Origin of the sequence: Syntrophomonas zehnderi OL-4, assembly GCF_000983115.1 — a bacterium.
GTDB classification, from domain to species: Bacteria; Bacillota; Syntrophomonadia; order Syntrophomonadales; family Syntrophomonadaceae; genus Syntrophomonas_B; species Syntrophomonas_B zehnderi.
In genome coordinates this window covers 259,473-276,856 of sequence record NZ_CGIH01000004.1, presented here as the reverse complement: position 1 = coordinate 276,856, position 17,384 = coordinate 259,473, and the positions used below count along the sequence as shown (strand labels likewise).

The following is a 17,384-nucleotide window of genomic DNA, read 5'->3' as shown; positions in this document are numbered from 1 at the left end:
GTGTGTTTTTAGAGTTAATATGTCACTACCGAAAGGGGAAACACACTAAACGGAGGGCAATAACATGACAAACCAACTTCACCTGAACCAGACGGTTCGCAACCTCGGCATCCTCGCCAAGATCGTCGGCTTCCATGGAGTCACGGGCGACCCGATACTCCGCCCGCTTTGGAACGACGGCACCAAGTGGCTCGTAAGCGCAACCATGTGCGAGCCGGTCGATGAGAATCCCGCCGAGGTCTGGCGGCACAAAAACGGTCTTGTGAACCTCGACTAAGCCGAACCTCAAAAGAAAGGAGAAAAAACATGGACTACCGAAAACTCATCAGCGAGCAGCTTGGCGACGGATACACTTTCGTGAAGGCTTACAACGCTTTTGAAAACGGAGAGTTGCGGATTATCGCCAAGGACGCGCAGGGTTGCGAACACCGCTACATTCTAGTGGACGGCGAACTAACGGAAAAACCCTAACCTAAAATCGAAAACAGCCGAGAACACCCCGAAAGGGGCTGTCTCTCGTACAGACAGTTTTAGAAGGCTTGCCTGTGGCAGGTCATTTTTTATGCCATTTTGAAAGGAGGCGGCTGATATACGAAAACTCAAGAAATACACACCAACTCGTTTTATGGCGAAGGATTCCGTATACTGCAAGGAAGCCGCCGACTATGCTGTCGCTTTCATTCAAGCTTTGCGTCATACCAGCGGCATATGGGACGGTCGGCCTTTTGAACTTATAGATTGGCAGGAACAGATCATTCGAGATGTATTTGGTGTTCTAAAGCCAAACGGATACCGTCAGTTTAATACAGCATATATCGAAATACCAAAAAAGAATGGAAAGTCAGAGCTTGCTGCAGCAGTTGCGCTTTTATTGACTTGTGGCGATGGCGAACAGCGCGCTAAGGTATATAGCTGTGCTTCGGATAAGAACCAAGCAAAGATCGTGTTTGAGGTTGCTGTGGCAATGGTGCGCAAATCACCAGCATTAACAAAGCGGGTTAAGATTACTGAATCGACCAAGACCCTTGTATATATGCCCACGGAGAGTACTTATCAGGTGCTCTCCGCGGACGTGGCGAATAAGCATGGATTCAATACCCACGGTGTTATTTTCGATGAATTGCATACGCAGCCTAATAGAAAGCTCTTTGACGTTATGACCAAAGGCAGCGGAGATGCCCGAATGCAGCCACTATATTTTTTGATTACCACTGCCGGAGACAACACGAACTCCATCTGTTATGAAGTGCATCAAAAAGCACTGGATATACTTTCGGGACGCAAGACGGATCCAACATTTTATCCTGTCATCTTTGGGGCTGCGGAAACGGATGACTGGACGGATCCAAAGGTATGGAAAAAAGCAAACCCTTCCCTTGGTATCACAATAGGGATCGACAAGGTAAAGGCGGCTTGTGAGAGTGCAAAGCAAAATCCGGCCGAGGAGAACAGCTTCCGGCAACTCCGGCTGAACCAGTGGGTAAAACAGTCTGTACGCTGGATGCCAATGGATAAATGGGATAAGTGTGCGTTTAAGGTAGATCCCGAATCGCTCGAAGGCCGCGTCTGCTATGGTGGGCTTGACCTCTCCTCTTCCACTGATATCACAGCCTTCGTGCTGGTCTTTCCACCGGTGGATGAGGATGATAAATACACTGTTTTGCCGTTTTTCTGGATGCCGGAGGACAACATTGATTTACGTGTTCGACGTGATCATGTAAATTATGATTTATGGCAGAAGCAGGGTTTCCTCAAAACTACTGAAGGCAATGTTGTGCATTATGGATTCATCGAAGCCTTTATCGAGGAACTCGGTACAAAATATAACATCCGTGAAATTGCCTTTGACCGCTGGGGTGCTGTGCAGATGGTGCAGAATCTCGAGGGCCTTGGTTTTACAGTTGTGCCCTTCGGTCAGGGCTTTAAGGATATGTCTCCGCCCACAAAAGAATTGATGAAACTGACGCTGGAACAGAAGATTGCTCATGGCGGACATCCTGTTCTTCGGTGGATGATGGACAATATCTTCATCCGCACCGACCCAGCGGGCAATATTAAGGCAGATAAAGAAAAGTCGACTGAAAAAATCGATGGCGCTGTGGCAACGATTATGGCACTCGACCGTGCGATTCGTTGCGGAAACGACAATGGCGAGAGTGTTTATGATAAACGCGGTCTGCTTATTTTTTAGCAAAGGAGAGTGATGACTATGGGAATCTTACAAGGAATATTCAGGGCACGTGACAAACCTAAAAACGCACTTGGCGGCAGCCGCTACAGCTTCTTTTTCGGAAACACAAGTGCTGGAAAGCCGGTTAACGAGCATACAGCAATGCAGATGACAGCCGTCTATTCTTGCGTGAGGATACTGTCTGAAACATTGGCGGGGCTGCCGCTTCATGTGTACAGATATAATGATTCGGGCGGCAAAGAGAAATATTTGAAGCACCCTTTATATAAACTGCTCCATGATGAGCCGAACCCTGAGATGACTTCATTTGCGTTCCGGGAAACGCTGATGAGTCATCTTTTGTTATGGGGCAATGCTTACGCACAGATTATCCGAAATGCCCGTGGTGAGGTTCTCGCCCTCTATCCCCTTATGCCGAACAAAATGACAGTCGACCGCGACAGCAAAGGTCGCTTGTTTTACCTTTACACCCGCACAAGTGAAGATACTCCTACTCTTGGCGATGACAGCCAGGTCTATCTCACGCCGTCCGAAGTTCTGCATATTCCGGGACTGGGCTTTGACGGACTTATTGGCTACTCACCGATAGCTATGGCGAAAAATGCAGTGGGACTTGCCATCGCGACCGAAGAATACGGCGCGAAGTTTTTCGCAAACGGAGCCGCACCGGGCGGTGTGCTTGAACACCCCGGCACCATAAAGGACCCGCAAAAGGTCAAGGATAGCTGGAATGCCGCCTACCAAGGCTCGCAAAATGCGCACCGTGTGGCCGTTCTCGAGGAAGGCATGAAGTATCAGCCTATAGGCATCTCCCCCGAGCAGGCGCAGTTTTTGGAAACGCGGAAATTTCAGATAAACGAAATCGCCCGTATTTTCAGAGTACCGCCCCACATGCTTGCCGATTTGGAGAAATCCTCCTTCAGCAACATCGAGCAGCAGTCGCTTGAGTTTGTAAAGTACACGCTCGACCCGTGGGTAGTGCGCTGGGAGCAATCCATGTGCCGTGCATTGCTTACGGAAAGCGAAAAGCCGACTGTTTTCATTAAGTTTAATGTGGACGGCTTGCTTCGAGGCGACTATGTGTCCCGCATGAATGGATACGCAACTGCAAGGCAGAACGGATGGATGAGCGCAAACGATATCCGTGAGCTTGAAAACCTAAACCGCATTCCGGCGGAACTTGGGGGCGATCTTTACCTCATCAACGGCGCGATGACAAAATTACAGGACGCTGGCGCGTTCGCAAATTCTACAAGATTGGAGGAAACCGAATGAAGAAATTTTGGAACTGGGTGCGGGATGAAGAGTCAGGCACCCGAACGCTATACCTCGACGGCGTGATTGCAGAAGAGTCCTGGTTTGATGATGATATCACCCCTAAGGCTTTCAAAGCTGATTTGGATGCCGGTGAGGGTGATATTGTTATTTGGCTCAACTCTCCCGGAGGTGACTGTGTCGCTGCAAGTCAGATTTATGCAATGCTCATGGACTATAAAGGCAAGGTCACAGTCAAGATCGACGGCATTGCCGCATCAGCGGCGAGTGTCGTGGCGATGGCGGGAACTGAGGTGTTGATGGCTCCTACCGCTCTCATGATGGTGCATAACCCGCTGACAATTGCTATCGGCGACAGCGAGGAAATGCAGAAAGCTATTGCCATGCTCTCGGAAGTCAAGGAAAGCATCATCAATGCCTATGAAATCAAGACCGGGCAGTCCCGCGCTAAGCTCTCCCACCTCATGGATGCCGAAACATGGCTAAATGCCAACAAAGCAATAGAACTCGGCTTTGCAGACGGTATTCTGGAGGATGAGAAAAAGCGGGTGCAAGCAGAAAATGTCACATATGCTTTCAGCCGCCGGGCTGTTACAAACTCCTTGCTGGACAAAGTTAAACCCAAATTGCCGAGACAGAAAACAAACACCCCGACCGCCTCCAAAGCCACTCCTGCGGAATGGCTTGAGAAGCGGCTTTCTTTACTTCAACACTAAATTTTGAGGAGGAATAACACATGAGTAAAATTCTTGAACTGCGCGAAAAGCGCGCAAAAGCGTGGGAAGCCGCTAAGGCTTTTCTTGATGCCAAGCGGGGCGCGGACGGTATGGTATCGGCCGAGGATACCGCTACCTACGACAAAATGGAAGCCGATGTTGTGGCACTCGGCAAGGAAATTGAACGGCTCGAAAAACAAGAAGCCATTGACCGCGAGCTTTCAAAGCCGCTCAACACACCTCTCACAACCAAACCTGCTGTACCCGGTGCAGACGCAAAAACAGGCAGAGCCTCAGATGAGTATAAGAAGGCATTCTGGAATGTAATGCGTTCTAAAAATCCGCATTACGACGTAGTGAACGCTCTGCAGATAGGAAGCGACAGTGAAGGCGGTTATCTTGTACCGGATGAATTTGAACGCACACTCGTACAAGCTTTGGAAGAAGAAAATATCTTCCGTAAGCTGGCGAAGATCATTCAGACATCCAGCGGTGACCGCAAAATACCGGTGGTGACCACACACGGTTCCGCTTCTTGGCTCGACGAAGAAGAACTCTATCCCGAAAGCGATGAGGTTTTCGGTCAGACATCTATCGGAGCATACAAACTCGGTACCTTCATCAAGGTGTCCGATGAGCTGCTCAACGACTCGGTCTTCGACCTGCAGAGCTATATCAGCACCGAATTTGCCCGCCGTATCGGATCTAAGGAAGAGGAAGCCTTCTTTGTGGGCGACGGCTCGGGTAAACCCACGGGTATTTTCGCTGCGGTGGGAGGCGCACAGCTTGGAGTTACGGCAGCAAGTGCAACCGCAATTACTGTGGATGAGGTTCTCGACCTCTTCTATTCCTTGAAATCTCCTTACCGTAAGAAGGCTGTATTCGTGATGAACGACTCCACGGTTAAGGCAATTCGCAAACTAAAGGACGGTCAGGGTCAATACCTGTGGCAGCCTTCGTTGACCGCAGGCACCCCCGACACCATCCTGAACCGCCCCGTCTACACCTCGTCATATGTACCGGCAATTGAAGCGGGCGCTAAGACCATTGCATTTGGAGATTTCGGCTACTATTGGATTGCTGATAGACAGGGACGCTCCTTCAAGCGCTTGAACGAGCTGTTCGCTACCACAGGTCAGGTAGGTTTTATGGCTACCCAGCGTGTAGACGGCAAACTGATTCTGCCGGAGGCTATCAAAGTTCTTCAGCAGAAAGCGTAATGGAGGTGCGACATGAGTTACAACACAAAGAACTACACCGAACAGGGCGGTGAAAAAACCGTTATCGGCGGAACGCTTGAAATTAAGGAGGGAGCCTCGGTAACGGGGCTTACCTCCACCGCCGCGCCCGCTTCTGAAACGGCTCTCGGCGGAGTAAAAGCAGCCCCCGCCGGTGAGGGTGATACCGTCGAAGTAAAAATCGGTGAAAATGGTAAGCTGTATGCCCCGGCATATCCTGCCACTGCTACGGAATCGGCCGCCGGATTGGTGAAAATGGCTGCAAATCAAGCAGACAGTACAGCTGAGGACACAGCCGCACTTGTCACGGATTTCAATGCTCTGCTTGCAAAACTGAAAGCTGCGGGTCTTATGACGGCAGACGAAGAATGATCGAGAGGAGGCGGACGGCATGACAACAGATAATCTTCTCCCAAAAGTAAAAGAAAACTTGATTCTGGCACATGATGCTGACGATGGACTTCTGCTGCATTACATCAAGGCTGCCATCTCTTATGCGGAAAGTTACCAGCATGTTGCTGAGGGCTACTACACTGAAAATATTATGCCGCCCACCACGGAACAGGCAGTGATCATGCTGTCGAGCCATTTCTACGAGAGCAGAGATGGCTCGACAGCTGGCTTCTTTGCAGATAGCGTGCAGGCAGGCCAACAGGTTTGGAACACGGTGAACCTGCTGCTCCGACTCGACCGGAATTGGAAGGTGTAGATTATGAGCTTTGGAAAGATGAACGCCTTTATAGATATTATTGAGAAAGTAACTGTAAAGGATTCAGAAGGATTCAGCACTGAGATTGACAATATTGTTGCTTCTGTCAAAGCATATCGCGAAGGTCGGCACGGCACTGAAATATGGGCGAACAGAGCCGCATTTTCCGAAGCCACTGACCTTTTCCGTTTCCGCTGTATTCCTGGTGTCACCGTTACGACTGCAATGCTGATTGTATGTGAAGACGGTCGGTTTGAGATTACCTCGGTAGAAGATGTCAAAGGCCGAGGAATGTACATTGAAGTACTCGCAAAGGAGGTAAAGCCCAGTGGCTAAAGTAACCATAAAGATGCCGGAGGACTTTCTCCTGAGGGTTTCACGGTTGAATGAAAAAACCGATGAAATAATCCCACGTGTACTTAAGGCTGGCGGTGAGATCGTACTTGACAAAATAAAATCCAATCTGGATTCAGCGGTCGGACGTGACACTAAGTATCCGTCGCGTTCCACCGGCCAGCTTGCAGCATCATTGGGACTTTCACCCGTCCTGCAGGACAGAGATGGCAACCACAACATTAAGATAGGCTTTTCCGAACCGCGCCGTGATGGAGACAGCAATGCTAAAATAGCCAATATCATCGAGTACGGGAGATCGGGTCAACCGGCGAAACCGTTCTTAAAGCCAGCAAAAAGCACCGGCAGGCAACCCTGTATCGAAGCAATGAAGGCAAAGCTGGACGAGGAGGTAAATAAGATATGAGCATACTTTCGGATTTGAACGACGTTCTGGAACCGCTTCATATTCCTATTGAGACCGGTGTGTTCAGCGGTGTGCCCCCTGACGAGTATCTGGTTTTTATCCCTCTCACGGACATATTTGAAGTCTATGCAGATAACCGCCCCGGCTTTGACGTACAGGAAGTGCGGATATCGATTTTTTCAAAAGGAAATTACCAGCAGCGGAAAAGACAGATCACCACGGCTCTGGTGAACGCAGATTTCACTATAACCGAACGACGGTATATCGGACATGAGGACGATACCGGCTATCACCACTACGTCATCGATGTGGCGAAAAATTATGGATTGGAGGAATAACACATGGCAACTATCGGTCTTGACAGGCTATACTATTCAAAAATAACCGAAGATTCCAACGGAGAAGAAACATACGGAACGCCTGCCGTACTCGCCAAGGCTATTTCTGCCGAGCTTTCGGTGGAATTGGTGGAGGCAATATTATATGCGGATGACGGTGCCGCAGAAGTTGTGAAAGACTTTAACAGCGGGACTCTTACCCTCGGTGTAGATGACATCGGCCCGACTGTCGCAGCGGATCTCACCGGAGCATCTACCGATGACAACGGTGTGCTGATCTCCGCCAGCGAGAATGTAGGCTCACCCGTTGCAGTCGGCTTCAGAGCTCAAAAGGCCAATGGCACATACCGGTATTTCTGGCTCTATCGCGTGAAGTTCGGTCTGCCTGCAACTAACCTGCAGACAAAGGCGGATTCCATCACCTTCTCTACGCCGACTATCGAAGGAACAGTCATGCGCAGGAACAAACTGGACGGTATGGGAAAGCACCCATGGAAAGCGGAGGTCACCGAAGGCGATCCGGGTGTATCTTCCGCCACTATAACCGGTTGGTTCACGGAAGTTTATGAGCCGGTCTACACACCGGAACCTTAGGAGGACTGAGCTATGGATAACGTCATTTTTGCAAATGCCGCCGAAAGAAGCGCCGCAATCAATATCGGCGGCAAGGAGTATGAACTGGTTCTGACCACACGTGCGACAAAAGCGATTGCCGGTCGTTACGGTGGCCTTGAAAACCTCGGGGAAAAACTGATGAAATCCGAGAACTTCGAGATGGCTCTGGATGAGATTGTTTGGTTAATCACGCTGCTTGCAAATCAGTCAATTTTGATTCGAAACCTTAAGAATAAGAACGCACCGGAGGAACTTCTCACCGAGGAAGAAGTTGAACTTCTCACTTCACCGCTTGACTTGGCGGCATATAAAAACGCTATTACTGAGGCGATGTTTAAAGGCACAAAGCGCGATGTGGAGAGCGAGGAAGAAACCCCAAAAAACGCGGAAGTCGGGTAACGGACGCAGAAGTCTTTACCCGGCTTCTTTATTATGGAACAGTTCAGATGGGCATGGACGCAGAGGAATTCTGGCTTATGCCTATCGGACTGTTTTTTGATTTATGGGCTTGCCACAAGCAATGGCACGGCATTGAAAAGCCGAAGAAAATCCGGACCATCGACGATATTATCCCGCCAGGTATTTAGGAGGAGGTGAAGGCATGGCAGACAATTTTGGCCTAAAAATAGGCATTGAGGGCGAGCGCGAGTTCAAGAACGCCCTGCGAGATATCAATCAGTCCTTTAAAGTACTGGGCAGTGAAATGACCCTTGTGACCAGTCAGTTCGATAAGAACGATAAATCCATACAGTCGGTCACTGCTCGGAATGCGGTTCTAAATAAAGAAATTGACGCTCAGAAGGATAAAATTTCTACCCTTAAGGCTGCTCTTGACAATGCCTCCTCCTCATTTGGTGAAAATGACCGCCGTACTCAGAATTGGCAGATTCAGTTAAACAAGGCTCAAGCTGAACTCAACGAGATGGAGCGGGAACTTGAACAGTCCACAATCGAAGCTGATAAACTCGGTGATGAATTAGACGATTCCGGCAAAAGTGCAGAAGATGCCGGTGGTAGGTTTGAGAAACTTGGCGGTGTGCTTAAAGGCATTGGTGTTGCGATGGGTGCTGTTGCCGTTGCTGCCGGGGTTGCCGCTATCAAATTGGGCAAAGAGGTTGTACAGCAATTTGGTGAGCTTGAACAGAACCTTGGTGGCTCTGAGGCTGTGTTCGGTGCTTACGCGGCATCGATTCAAAAAACCGGTGAAGAAGCCTATAAAAACCTTGGTGTATCTCAAAGCGAGTATCTTGCGACTGCCAATAAAATGGGGGCACTGTTCCAAGGCTCCGGCATCGAACAGCGAAAAAGCCTCGAGCTAACAGAAAAAGCCATGCAACGTGCTGCTGATATGGCATCCGTTATGGGTATAGATATGTCCACTGCTATGGAAGCAGTCACGGGTGCGGCAAAAGGCAACTTCACCATGATGGATAACCTCGGTGTTGCCATGAACGCGACAAACATTCAAGCTTATGCCCTTGCAAAGGGGTTGGATTTCACTTGGAACACCGCTACACAAGCTGAAAAAGCCGAAGTCGCAATGCAAATGTTTTTTGAGAACACTGAGCAATATGCCGGAAACTTTGCGAGGGAGTCAACTCAGACAATTACCGGTTCCATTGGATTGCTACAAGCAGCGCTTGGCTCTTTCACAGCCGGACTTGGCAATGCTAATGCTGACATGACAAACCTCACGGAGAATCTTGTAGATGCTTTCCAATCGGTTGTCACTAATATCGTACCGGTCTTAGAGAATATCGTAGCGGCATTACCAACAGCAACAGGCGCAATTTTAGAAGCAGTAGCTGACTTGCTTCCCTTGTTACTTGAAACTGTCACAAGCATATTCACACAGGTATTGGAAACCATTTTGAACCTCTTGCCTGAACTTATACCGGCGGCAGTTAGTGCTCTAATGACGATTGTCGGGGCATTGATTGATAATCTTCCATTACTAATAAATGCCGCAATAGAACTGGTCACAGCGCTTGTGGAGGGTATTGGCATAGCTTTACCGCAGCTCATACCCGCAGCGGTTTCGGCTGTCACGAAGATTGTCCAAGGGTTGATTGAGAATCTGCCAATGCTGCTGGATGCGGCTTTGCAGTTGATTATAGGATTAGCACAGGGATTGGTTGATGCAATACCTCAGCTTGTTTCTGCCCTGCCTGCCATCATCAAAGCCGTGGTGGATTTTCTTATTGAATCCATTCCAGAGATTATCGATGCGGGTATTCAATTACTGACCTCACTGGTGACAGCATTGCCTGCCATTATTACGGCAGTTGTGGAAGCAATTCCGCAGATCATTGACAGCATTATCAGTGCAGTCATTGGGTCGATTCCCTTGATTATTGATGCAGGCATCCGGCTTTTGATATCGCTAATTCAGGCACTTCCTCAGATTATTACTACTGTTGTAGCCGCGATTCCGAAGATCATAACATCGCTGGTGAATGCCATTATTGGTAACATCGACAAAATCATTTTAGCCGGTGTTCAGCTGCTTGTGGCCTTGATTGCAAACCTGCCAAGGATAATCGTGGAGGTTGTTAAGGCAGTTCCGCAGATCATCTCTGGTCTGATAAGAGCCTTTACTGGTTATATCGGTCAAATGGCTCAAGTGGGCGGTAATCTTATTAAAGGTTTGTGGAATGGTATTTCAGACGCAGGTGCATGGCTATGGAATAAGATATCGGGTTTCTTTAGTAATGTGGTATCAAAGATTAAGAACTTTTTCGGCATCAACTCTCCCTCAACTCTGTTTGCCGGAATTGGCCAAAACATGGGTGAAGGCATCGGTGTGGGTTTTGAAGATGCAATGGCAGCAGTTTCAAGAGATATGCAAAATGCGATACCCACAAACTTTGATTTGAATTACAGAGGTTTGTCGAGACAAGGCAGTGCCGCCAGTACAAACATTACTCAAAATCTCTCTGTGGTTACGCCAAAAGCTCTATCCGAAAAAGAACTGGCTCGGGAGTTCAAAAACCTCTCCCGCAAGCTGGCACTTGAGTATTAAAAGGGGGTCTGACAGTGCAACTTACTTATATTAACGCGGATGGCCGGAGCATCACGCTCAAACAAAGCCGCCCGTATTTTCTAACCAAGATAGATGGAACAGGCAACATACGTCAGACCGTTAACACCTTCAAGGCACCGGATCAGGACGGTGCTTTTTATATATCCTCCACACTTGATATGCGCAACATCATATTGGAGGGCAAGGTCTTAGCAAACACACCTGACGAGGCCTATGCTTGGAGGCAACGCTTCATTCAGATATTTAGCCCTAAACTGAATGGAACGCTCATCTACCGTAATAGGCAAATTGCCTGCGTTGTAGAAGAAGCGGGTTTTACCGTTTCCACCAGGCAGAGGATACCCAACTTTTTCGTCAGCCTCCTTTGCCCGTCTCCCTTTTTCGAGACGCTGGATGAAGTGCGTGAGGAGCTGGCCTCTTGGATACCGCTGTTTGAATTTGAACTGGAGATACCGGAAAGCGGCATGGAGTTTGGAATGCGCCAACCCAGTCAGATCATCACGGTAGACAACATCGGCGATGTTTCCTGCGGCTGTGAGATTGTGTTCCAAGCGCTGGGGACGGTGACCAATCCGGAACTACTAAACATTGATACCGGTGAATACATCCGACTTCTTACAACGATGAATGCCGGGGATGAACTTCGTGTATATACCCATTTTGCCGGTAAACGGGTGGTTAGCGTTAACGGCTCTGTGGTAACGAATGCTTTTTCCTTACTGGACACCGACTCGGTATTTTTCCAGCTTGCAGCAGGCATTAACACTTTGCGCTACGATGCTTCAGTCAATATGGAACTGCTGGAAGTAAGCATTTATTATCGACCACAATTTTTGGGGGTGTGAGTATGCAGCTATATATTTACAATTCAAACCGGGAGCTTATGGGTATTGTTGAATCTTTCGAATACCTGCGTTGGACTCGGCGTTACTCCCAGTGTGGTTCATTTGAGTTAAAGGCCATAGCAACACCGGAGAACACTGCACTCTTAAAAGAAGGAAATATCATTTGGAAGAACGATGACGAAGAGGCCGGTATTATTGAACATTTAAAACTTTCTCAGACGGAGCAGGAATTTATCACGGCGAGTGGTCGCTTTGCAACATCCTTTCTCTCCCGCCGCATTTTATGGCAAACTGAGAAGTTATCCGGTGATCTTTCTGCCTGTGTTCTGCAGCTTATAAATAATAATCTCATCAGCCCTACCGATGCAGCACGGAAGATTAACGGAATAGCCTTCTCGTCTCCAAACTTAGGTGTACCCGTTAGTACCCAGATATCATACCGAAATCTGATGGATGCGGTGACGGAACTTTGTACCACTTCAGATATTGGCATTAAGACTGTGTTCACTCCGGCTACAGGTATCTTTACGGTGACTCTGTATAACGGGGGCAATTCACAGGCGGTGTTCTCCAAGGAGTACGAAAATCTGACTGAACAGATATACACAGAGAGTGCAGCGGATTATGCCAATACCGCACTCATTGGCGGTGAAGGTGAAGGCGCAGACCGTACATTTGTTGCCATCACAAGCGGCTCCGGAGAGACACGCCGTGAAATCTTCGTCGATGCTAAAGACCTAAGAGCTGAGGATTTCGGAACAGATTACATCGATACTTTGACTTTTAGAGGTCAGAGCAAGCTAAATGAGCAGGCAATACGATATTCGTTCGACACATCGGTCAACCCTCACGGCAATTTGACATACAAAATAGACTTCGATCTTGGGCAGACAGTCAAAGTCATCTCCAAAGAATGGGGTGTTTCCATGACTACGCGAATCACTGAGATCGAAGAAAACTATGATGCGGACGGTCAGAGCATTAGTGTAGTGTTCGGTAAGTCTGAGCTCACAATAGCTCAGAAAATCCGCTCCGACATGAGCGAGGTTAAAACAGCACTATCAGCCCCAACCGGCATATCCGAAGTGACGGAAGCCCTGGGAGTCGTGGAAGGAACGCTGAGTGATGTGGAGGGAACCTTAGGTGAAGTAGAAGGAACACTTAGTACTGTAGAGGAAACCTTGGGCGACTTGATGGTTGTAAACCCTCAAATCAAAGGTGATGATTTTGCGGATACCATTAACAACCTGTTTGGAAAGATCCCTAAACTTGAAATAATCGTAGGCGCAGGCACCATATCGGTCGGTCAATATGCCCTGCATAATATGGTACCGGGAGATGCCTTTTACTTTACCTCTTGGAGCGGTAACAAGTTCAGTGACCAACCCAGTGATGATGGGCATGTTTTTCTGATTAAGCACAGTGGGGACAACACAGGTAACGGCTATCAGCGAGCGATGGGTTTCTTTATATCCCGCAATACCATGACGTTTTATGTAATTTCCGTTTTCGTATTTAATAATCCGTCCGGTCAGGCGAACTGGCTAAGCTTTCCACTCGGTGCACTCACAGACATAGCCGCCGCGGTTCGAGGAAGTACCTTTGCGGCCAGTATTAACAATGTCTATAACGCACCGGTATCGGGGACGAGGATTGCTAATGGTGCTGTCACTACTGCAAAGATGGCTCAGGAAGCTGACACCTCGCTTACTTACTCTCTTGGTAGCGGAGTGACCATGGGCTTTAATATGTCATTTGTGAATAAGGGTGTTGTCTCGATCGGTATGCAGATCAATGTTGGTGCTTCGGGAGTTCCCTCCGGTGAAACGATTCTAACAATAACAAACCCGAACTTTTACCCCTACTCGACTGTACGTTCTGTGGCGACTACGGTCGGTGGAAGCGGTACCAGTATGCCGATTACGATCAACGCAAGCGGTGTGGTGGCAAACGCCGCCGCTTCCACACTGCCTACGGGGTTTTACCTTATATCTTGCTCTTATGCGAGAGCTTAACGGGAGGAAATCAGTATGGAGAAAAGCGGTTTTTTCAACTCAACTGACGGAGATAGAGTCTATAACGCAGCGGACTTTGCAGCATATTTCGGAAGCCTCGTCTCCAACGGTGTTTTTTATATGACAGCAACAAATTTGCAGGTGACGCCGGCAAATGGATTGGCTGTGAGCGTGGCAGCAGGAAGCGCATGGATTAACGGGTACCGATACGAGAATACGGATGACCTGAATATTCCGCTGACAACGGCAAACGGAAGCAATCCTCGTATTGATCGGATTGTTGTCCGATTAAGTCAGATCAGCCGAAGCATTCAGATTGCTGTTGTCGACGGGATACCCGCTGCAACACCTGTTGCTCCGGCCTTGACAAGAACCAGCGATATCTATGAACTCGGAATCGCTGACGTGCTTGTACCGACAGCAGCCACATCGATAGTTTCAAATAACATTACTGATACTCGCATGAATACCAACCTTTGCGGTTTGGTAAACTCGCTGGTTTCGGCGGTATATGAATAGGAGGTGAATCACCGTGGCGGATATTAATGGTGTAACTCTACAAGCAGGCACCGCTCCTACTGTTATCTACACTATTACCTATACCAAGAGTCGCCCGAACAATAACCAGATGACCTATAACTTCACCATTTCCGCTGCCTTAGGTTCATCGGGCTCCTTCATTCATAATGGTTATGCTCTGCTATGTACAATGACTGTAAACGGGTATTCATCTCAAGTTCGCATCAAGGCGGTAGACGGAGATAACTGGGACGGAACAACACCTAGACTTAGATATGTTTCTGTGACCTGTCCTTCCACTACAGGAAACACTGAGCAAGGCGTACGCTTTCGTGTCGTATCGGACGGCAGACTAACCCTCACTTCCGGGGTCATCGACACCTCAAGCTATACGGTCTTAAGCTCACCACTCTTGACAACAGCCTGTGGTGCTCCAACTTCTTGTTCGGTAAGTCCCGTACTCGCAGAGGGTGGGGTTACTCTTTCGTGGAGCGGGGCATCCGGCGGTATAAGTAACACGATTTCCAGCTATGAGATTCAATACAGTGAATCCACCGATAACTTCACATGGGGAGCATGGATGCCTCTGGCTACAGTTTCAACCACAGCAACAAGTGGTAGCGTGGCTACATCACCTCCATCAACAAGAGGAAATTACCGTAGGTTTCAAGTACGGACTCGTGGCACAGCAGGTGCAAGTTATTATTCCGGCTGGAAAGTATCAACGAACTCCGTCAGAAGAAATACAGCGCCGAAGGCACCAACGACGGCTGTTTCATCCCCTGCAGCATATAGCGATGAAACCATTACACTGACTTGGAGTGGAGCGTCGGGCGGCACCAGTCCGGTCAAAGGCTACCAGATTGCCAGACGCACATCAACGGATAACAGCACATGGACTGCATGGAATGTACTGACCACGCTGGAATTGGCGGCAAGCGGAGGCAGTTACAATCCAAACGTATCAAGGGTTCCGGGAACATATACTCAATTTGGCATTTGGACGATAGATACATTTGACGTTTATTCGGTGGAGAAGATCAGTAACAGTATCTATTGCGATATCACTGCTTGTGGTGCACCGACCGTTTGCACAGTAAGCGCAACGTTATCCGAAGGAAATGTTACTCTCTCTTGGAGCGGAGCATCCGGCGGTGCAGGAAATGCTATCACATCCTATGAAATCCAGTATTGTGATTCAACAGATAACAGCAACTGGGGTGATTGGATAGCACTGACTACAGTAAGCACCTCTGCAACAAGTAGCATCTTAAGTGTCAGCCCACCGTCAACACGAGGGAATTATCGCCGTTTCCGGATAAAAACTCGGGGTGCAGCCGGTGAAAATTTCTACTCTGACTGGACTGTTTCAAGCAACACTGTCCGCAGAAATACACTGCCTACACCTCCTACCTCTTTTACCGCTACTCCTGCCATCTACGAATCTGCCACTGTTACTCTTTCATGGAGCGGAACGATACCCGGAACCAGCGCTATCAAGCAGTATGTCATTCAGCGATCAACTTCAACGGACGGGATTAACTGGTCAGCATACGAAGCTCTGACAATCGTCGTTTCAAGTGCCACCTCTGGGACATATACAACGAGTGCTTCTCAGATAGCAGGAACATATACCCGCTACCGCATCAGCGTAACCGATACGCTGGATGCAGTCTCTGGTTATGTAGTAAGCGGCACTGTAAAGAAAAACAGTCCGCCGACTGCTCCGGTAATTGTATGCCCGGTATCCGGCAGTTCCGGTTACAATACCACTCCACGGTTTATGATAACTACGGGAATTGAACCGGACGGTCAGACACAGATTGTGGAAGTTAAAATCGATACGGGGGCTTGGGTTAACAGCGTAGACAATCCTGAGATGTTTTCCGTAAGCGGTTATCTGGGCAATGGTGTCAATACGGTGTATCAAGCGACAACATTGAGTGCAGGAAGCCATACTGTGACCGTCCGCTGCCTTGATAGCGATATCGGGTCATCGAGTCCGGAGGTTGTGCGGAGCTTTACTGTAATACTGCCTCCATTTGAGACGATCACAGCGAACGACACACATGTGAAGGCAACACATATTCAAACGCTCCGAATCGCTGTAAATACGATACGCAGCTATTACAACCTGTCACCGGTAGCTTGGAGTGAGGATATTATTGCCGGAAAAACCGCGGTTAAGAACTGGCCGTTCCATATCATGGAGCTTCGAAAAGCCATCGAATCTGTTATTACAACAATCAACAGCTTTGATTCCTCGACGACCTTTGATATCCCGCCCATAACATGGCTACCCATTGGAACAGGACGGCCAAGAGCGGACGTGATGCAACAGATTCAGAACTTAATCTTAATGCTTTAGACAAAATTCATCTATGGCGCTCTCGTATTATGCGGGAGCGCTTTTTATTGCTCAGATAATTTTAATTGGCTGAGCAATTATACACCAAAATTCATGAAACGGAGGTATTTCAAATGAAAGAGATATGGAATTGGATACAGATAGCCATTGCCGCTGTCGGTGCTTTTCTTGGGTGGTTTCTCGGTGGGTTGGATGGATTCCTTTATGCGCTCATAGCCTTTGTGGCCATAGATTACGTGACCGGAGTGCTCTGTGCCATTGTAGATAAAAAGCTATCCAGTGAAATCGGTGCAAAAGGCATCTTCAAAAAGGTACTTATTTTTGCAATGGTGGGTGTAGCCCATATCCTTGATACGCAGATACTGGGTAGTGCTGGAGACAATGGTGGCGTACTTCGGACTGCAGTAATCTTCTTCTACTTGAGCAATGAGGGTGTTTCCATTTTGGAGAATGCAAGCCATATCGGGCTTCCCATACCCGAAAAATTCAAGGAGGTTCTAAAACAGCTGCATGGCCGTGATGATGAACCTCGTAAGCCGGGTGATGAAAATGATTGATTTAACTAAAGCATCAACAGTGTTTATCGGCAGACGCGGCGAACACAACTTTCGTAATCTTGAGTTTGATGTTTCGAGCTTGCTGGATGGCACATACCCCGGAGCCGCCTTAACTGCTATATACTTTGCGATCTGAAGTTTACCTACCATCTATATCCCACTTCTCTTACAACAGACATAAACACTTGAATTGTG

At 48.3% G+C, this 17,384-nt stretch carries 21 protein-coding genes; all 21 read left to right on the top strand.

Features of this window, described 5'->3' with window-relative positions:
- Nucleotides 1–64 precede the first annotated feature (64 nt).
- Nucleotides 65–277, top strand: coding sequence for a hypothetical protein (locus AAV90_RS01900; RefSeq protein ID WP_046495131.1), 213 nt, complete (start codon nt 65–67; stop codon nt 275–277).
- A 29-nt stretch (nt 278–306) separates the two neighbouring features.
- Nucleotides 307–471 carry a hypothetical protein gene (locus AAV90_RS14775; protein WP_157609461.1) on the top strand — a complete coding sequence of 55 codons (165 nt, stop codon included), beginning with the start codon at nt 307–309 and terminating at the stop codon, nt 469–471.
- Between the two features lie 118 nt (nt 472–589).
- On the top strand, nt 590–2,191 hold the full coding sequence (locus AAV90_RS01895) for a terminase large subunit (RefSeq protein WP_046495129.1): 1,602 nt from the start codon (nt 590–592) through the stop codon (nt 2,189–2,191).
- Between the two features lie 18 nt (nt 2,192–2,209).
- Nucleotides 2,210–3,466 (top strand): phage portal protein, encoded by a 1,257-nt coding sequence (locus AAV90_RS01890; RefSeq protein WP_046495127.1) that lies wholly within the window; start codon nt 2,210–2,212, stop codon nt 3,464–3,466.
- Entirely contained in the window at nt 3,463–4,182 is a 720-nt protein-coding gene (locus AAV90_RS01885; protein WP_046495125.1) for a head maturation protease, ClpP-related, read from the top strand. Before AAV90_RS01890 ends, AAV90_RS01885 begins: the two co-directional genes overlap by 4 nt.
- Nucleotides 4,183–4,202: 20 nt before the next feature.
- Entirely contained in the window at nt 4,203–5,402 is a 1,200-nt protein-coding gene (locus AAV90_RS01880) for a phage major capsid protein (RefSeq protein ID WP_046495124.1), read from the top strand.
- A gap of 12 nt (nt 5,403–5,414) precedes the next feature.
- Nucleotides 5,415–5,792, top strand: coding sequence for a head fiber protein (locus AAV90_RS15655; RefSeq protein WP_046495122.1), 378 nt, complete (start codon nt 5,415–5,417; stop codon nt 5,790–5,792).
- 19 nt (nt 5,793–5,811) lie between these two features.
- On the top strand, nt 5,812–6,129 hold the full coding sequence (locus AAV90_RS01870) for a head-tail connector protein (protein ID WP_046495120.1): 318 nt from the start codon (nt 5,812–5,814) through the stop codon (nt 6,127–6,129).
- Between the two features lie 3 nt (nt 6,130–6,132).
- Nucleotides 6,133–6,465, top strand: coding sequence for a head-tail adaptor protein (locus tag AAV90_RS01865; RefSeq protein WP_046495119.1), 333 nt, complete (start codon nt 6,133–6,135; stop codon nt 6,463–6,465).
- Nucleotides 6,458–6,889: an HK97 gp10 family phage protein gene (locus AAV90_RS01860; RefSeq protein WP_046495117.1), complete on the top strand. Its 432-nt coding sequence runs from the start codon at nt 6,458–6,460 to the stop codon at nt 6,887–6,889. Before AAV90_RS01865 ends, AAV90_RS01860 begins: the two co-directional genes overlap by 8 nt.
- Nucleotides 6,886–7,227 carry a hypothetical protein gene (locus AAV90_RS01855; RefSeq protein WP_046495115.1) on the top strand — a complete coding sequence of 114 codons (342 nt, stop codon included), beginning with the start codon at nt 6,886–6,888 and terminating at the stop codon, nt 7,225–7,227. The genes AAV90_RS01860 and AAV90_RS01855 overlap by 4 nt, the downstream gene beginning before the upstream one ends.
- Nucleotides 7,228–7,230: 3 nt before the next feature.
- Nucleotides 7,231–7,821 (top strand): major tail protein, encoded by a 591-nt coding sequence (locus AAV90_RS01850; protein ID WP_046495113.1) that lies wholly within the window; start codon nt 7,231–7,233, stop codon nt 7,819–7,821.
- 12 nt (nt 7,822–7,833) lie between these two features.
- Complete coding sequence (locus AAV90_RS01845; RefSeq protein WP_046495112.1) at nt 7,834–8,241, top strand: hypothetical protein; 408 nt, start codon at nt 7,834–7,836, stop codon at nt 8,239–8,241.
- A gap of 47 nt (nt 8,242–8,288) precedes the next feature.
- Nucleotides 8,289–8,429, top strand: a complete 141-nt coding sequence (locus tag AAV90_RS15050; protein WP_198142794.1) for a hypothetical protein — start codon at nt 8,289–8,291, stop codon at nt 8,427–8,429.
- A gap of 14 nt (nt 8,430–8,443) precedes the next feature.
- A complete protein-coding gene (locus AAV90_RS01840) occupies nt 8,444–10,864 on the top strand; it encodes a phage tail protein (RefSeq protein ID WP_046495110.1) in 2,421 nt (806 codons plus the stop codon).
- 14 nt (nt 10,865–10,878) lie between these two features.
- Entirely contained in the window at nt 10,879–11,730 is an 852-nt protein-coding gene (locus AAV90_RS01835) for a phage tail family protein (RefSeq protein WP_046495108.1), read from the top strand.
- Between the two features lie 2 nt (nt 11,731–11,732).
- Nucleotides 11,733–13,745, top strand: coding sequence for a siphovirus ReqiPepy6 Gp37-like family protein (locus AAV90_RS01830; RefSeq protein WP_046495106.1), 2,013 nt, complete (start codon nt 11,733–11,735; stop codon nt 13,743–13,745).
- 15 nt (nt 13,746–13,760) lie between these two features.
- On the top strand, nt 13,761–14,264 hold the full coding sequence (locus AAV90_RS01825) for a hypothetical protein (protein ID WP_046495104.1): 504 nt from the start codon (nt 13,761–13,763) through the stop codon (nt 14,262–14,264).
- Between the two features lie 13 nt (nt 14,265–14,277).
- Nucleotides 14,278–16,632: a hypothetical protein gene (locus AAV90_RS01820; RefSeq protein ID WP_046495102.1), complete on the top strand. Its 2,355-nt coding sequence runs from the start codon at nt 14,278–14,280 to the stop codon at nt 16,630–16,632.
- Nucleotides 16,633–16,745: 113 nt separating this feature from the next.
- Nucleotides 16,746–17,189, top strand: a complete 444-nt coding sequence (locus tag AAV90_RS01815; protein ID WP_046495101.1) for a phage holin family protein — start codon at nt 16,746–16,748, stop codon at nt 17,187–17,189.
- Nucleotides 17,182–17,325: a hypothetical protein gene (locus AAV90_RS14770; protein WP_157609460.1), complete on the top strand. Its 144-nt coding sequence runs from the start codon at nt 17,182–17,184 to the stop codon at nt 17,323–17,325. Before AAV90_RS01815 ends, AAV90_RS14770 begins: the two co-directional genes overlap by 8 nt.
- Nucleotides 17,326–17,384 lie beyond the last annotated feature (59 nt).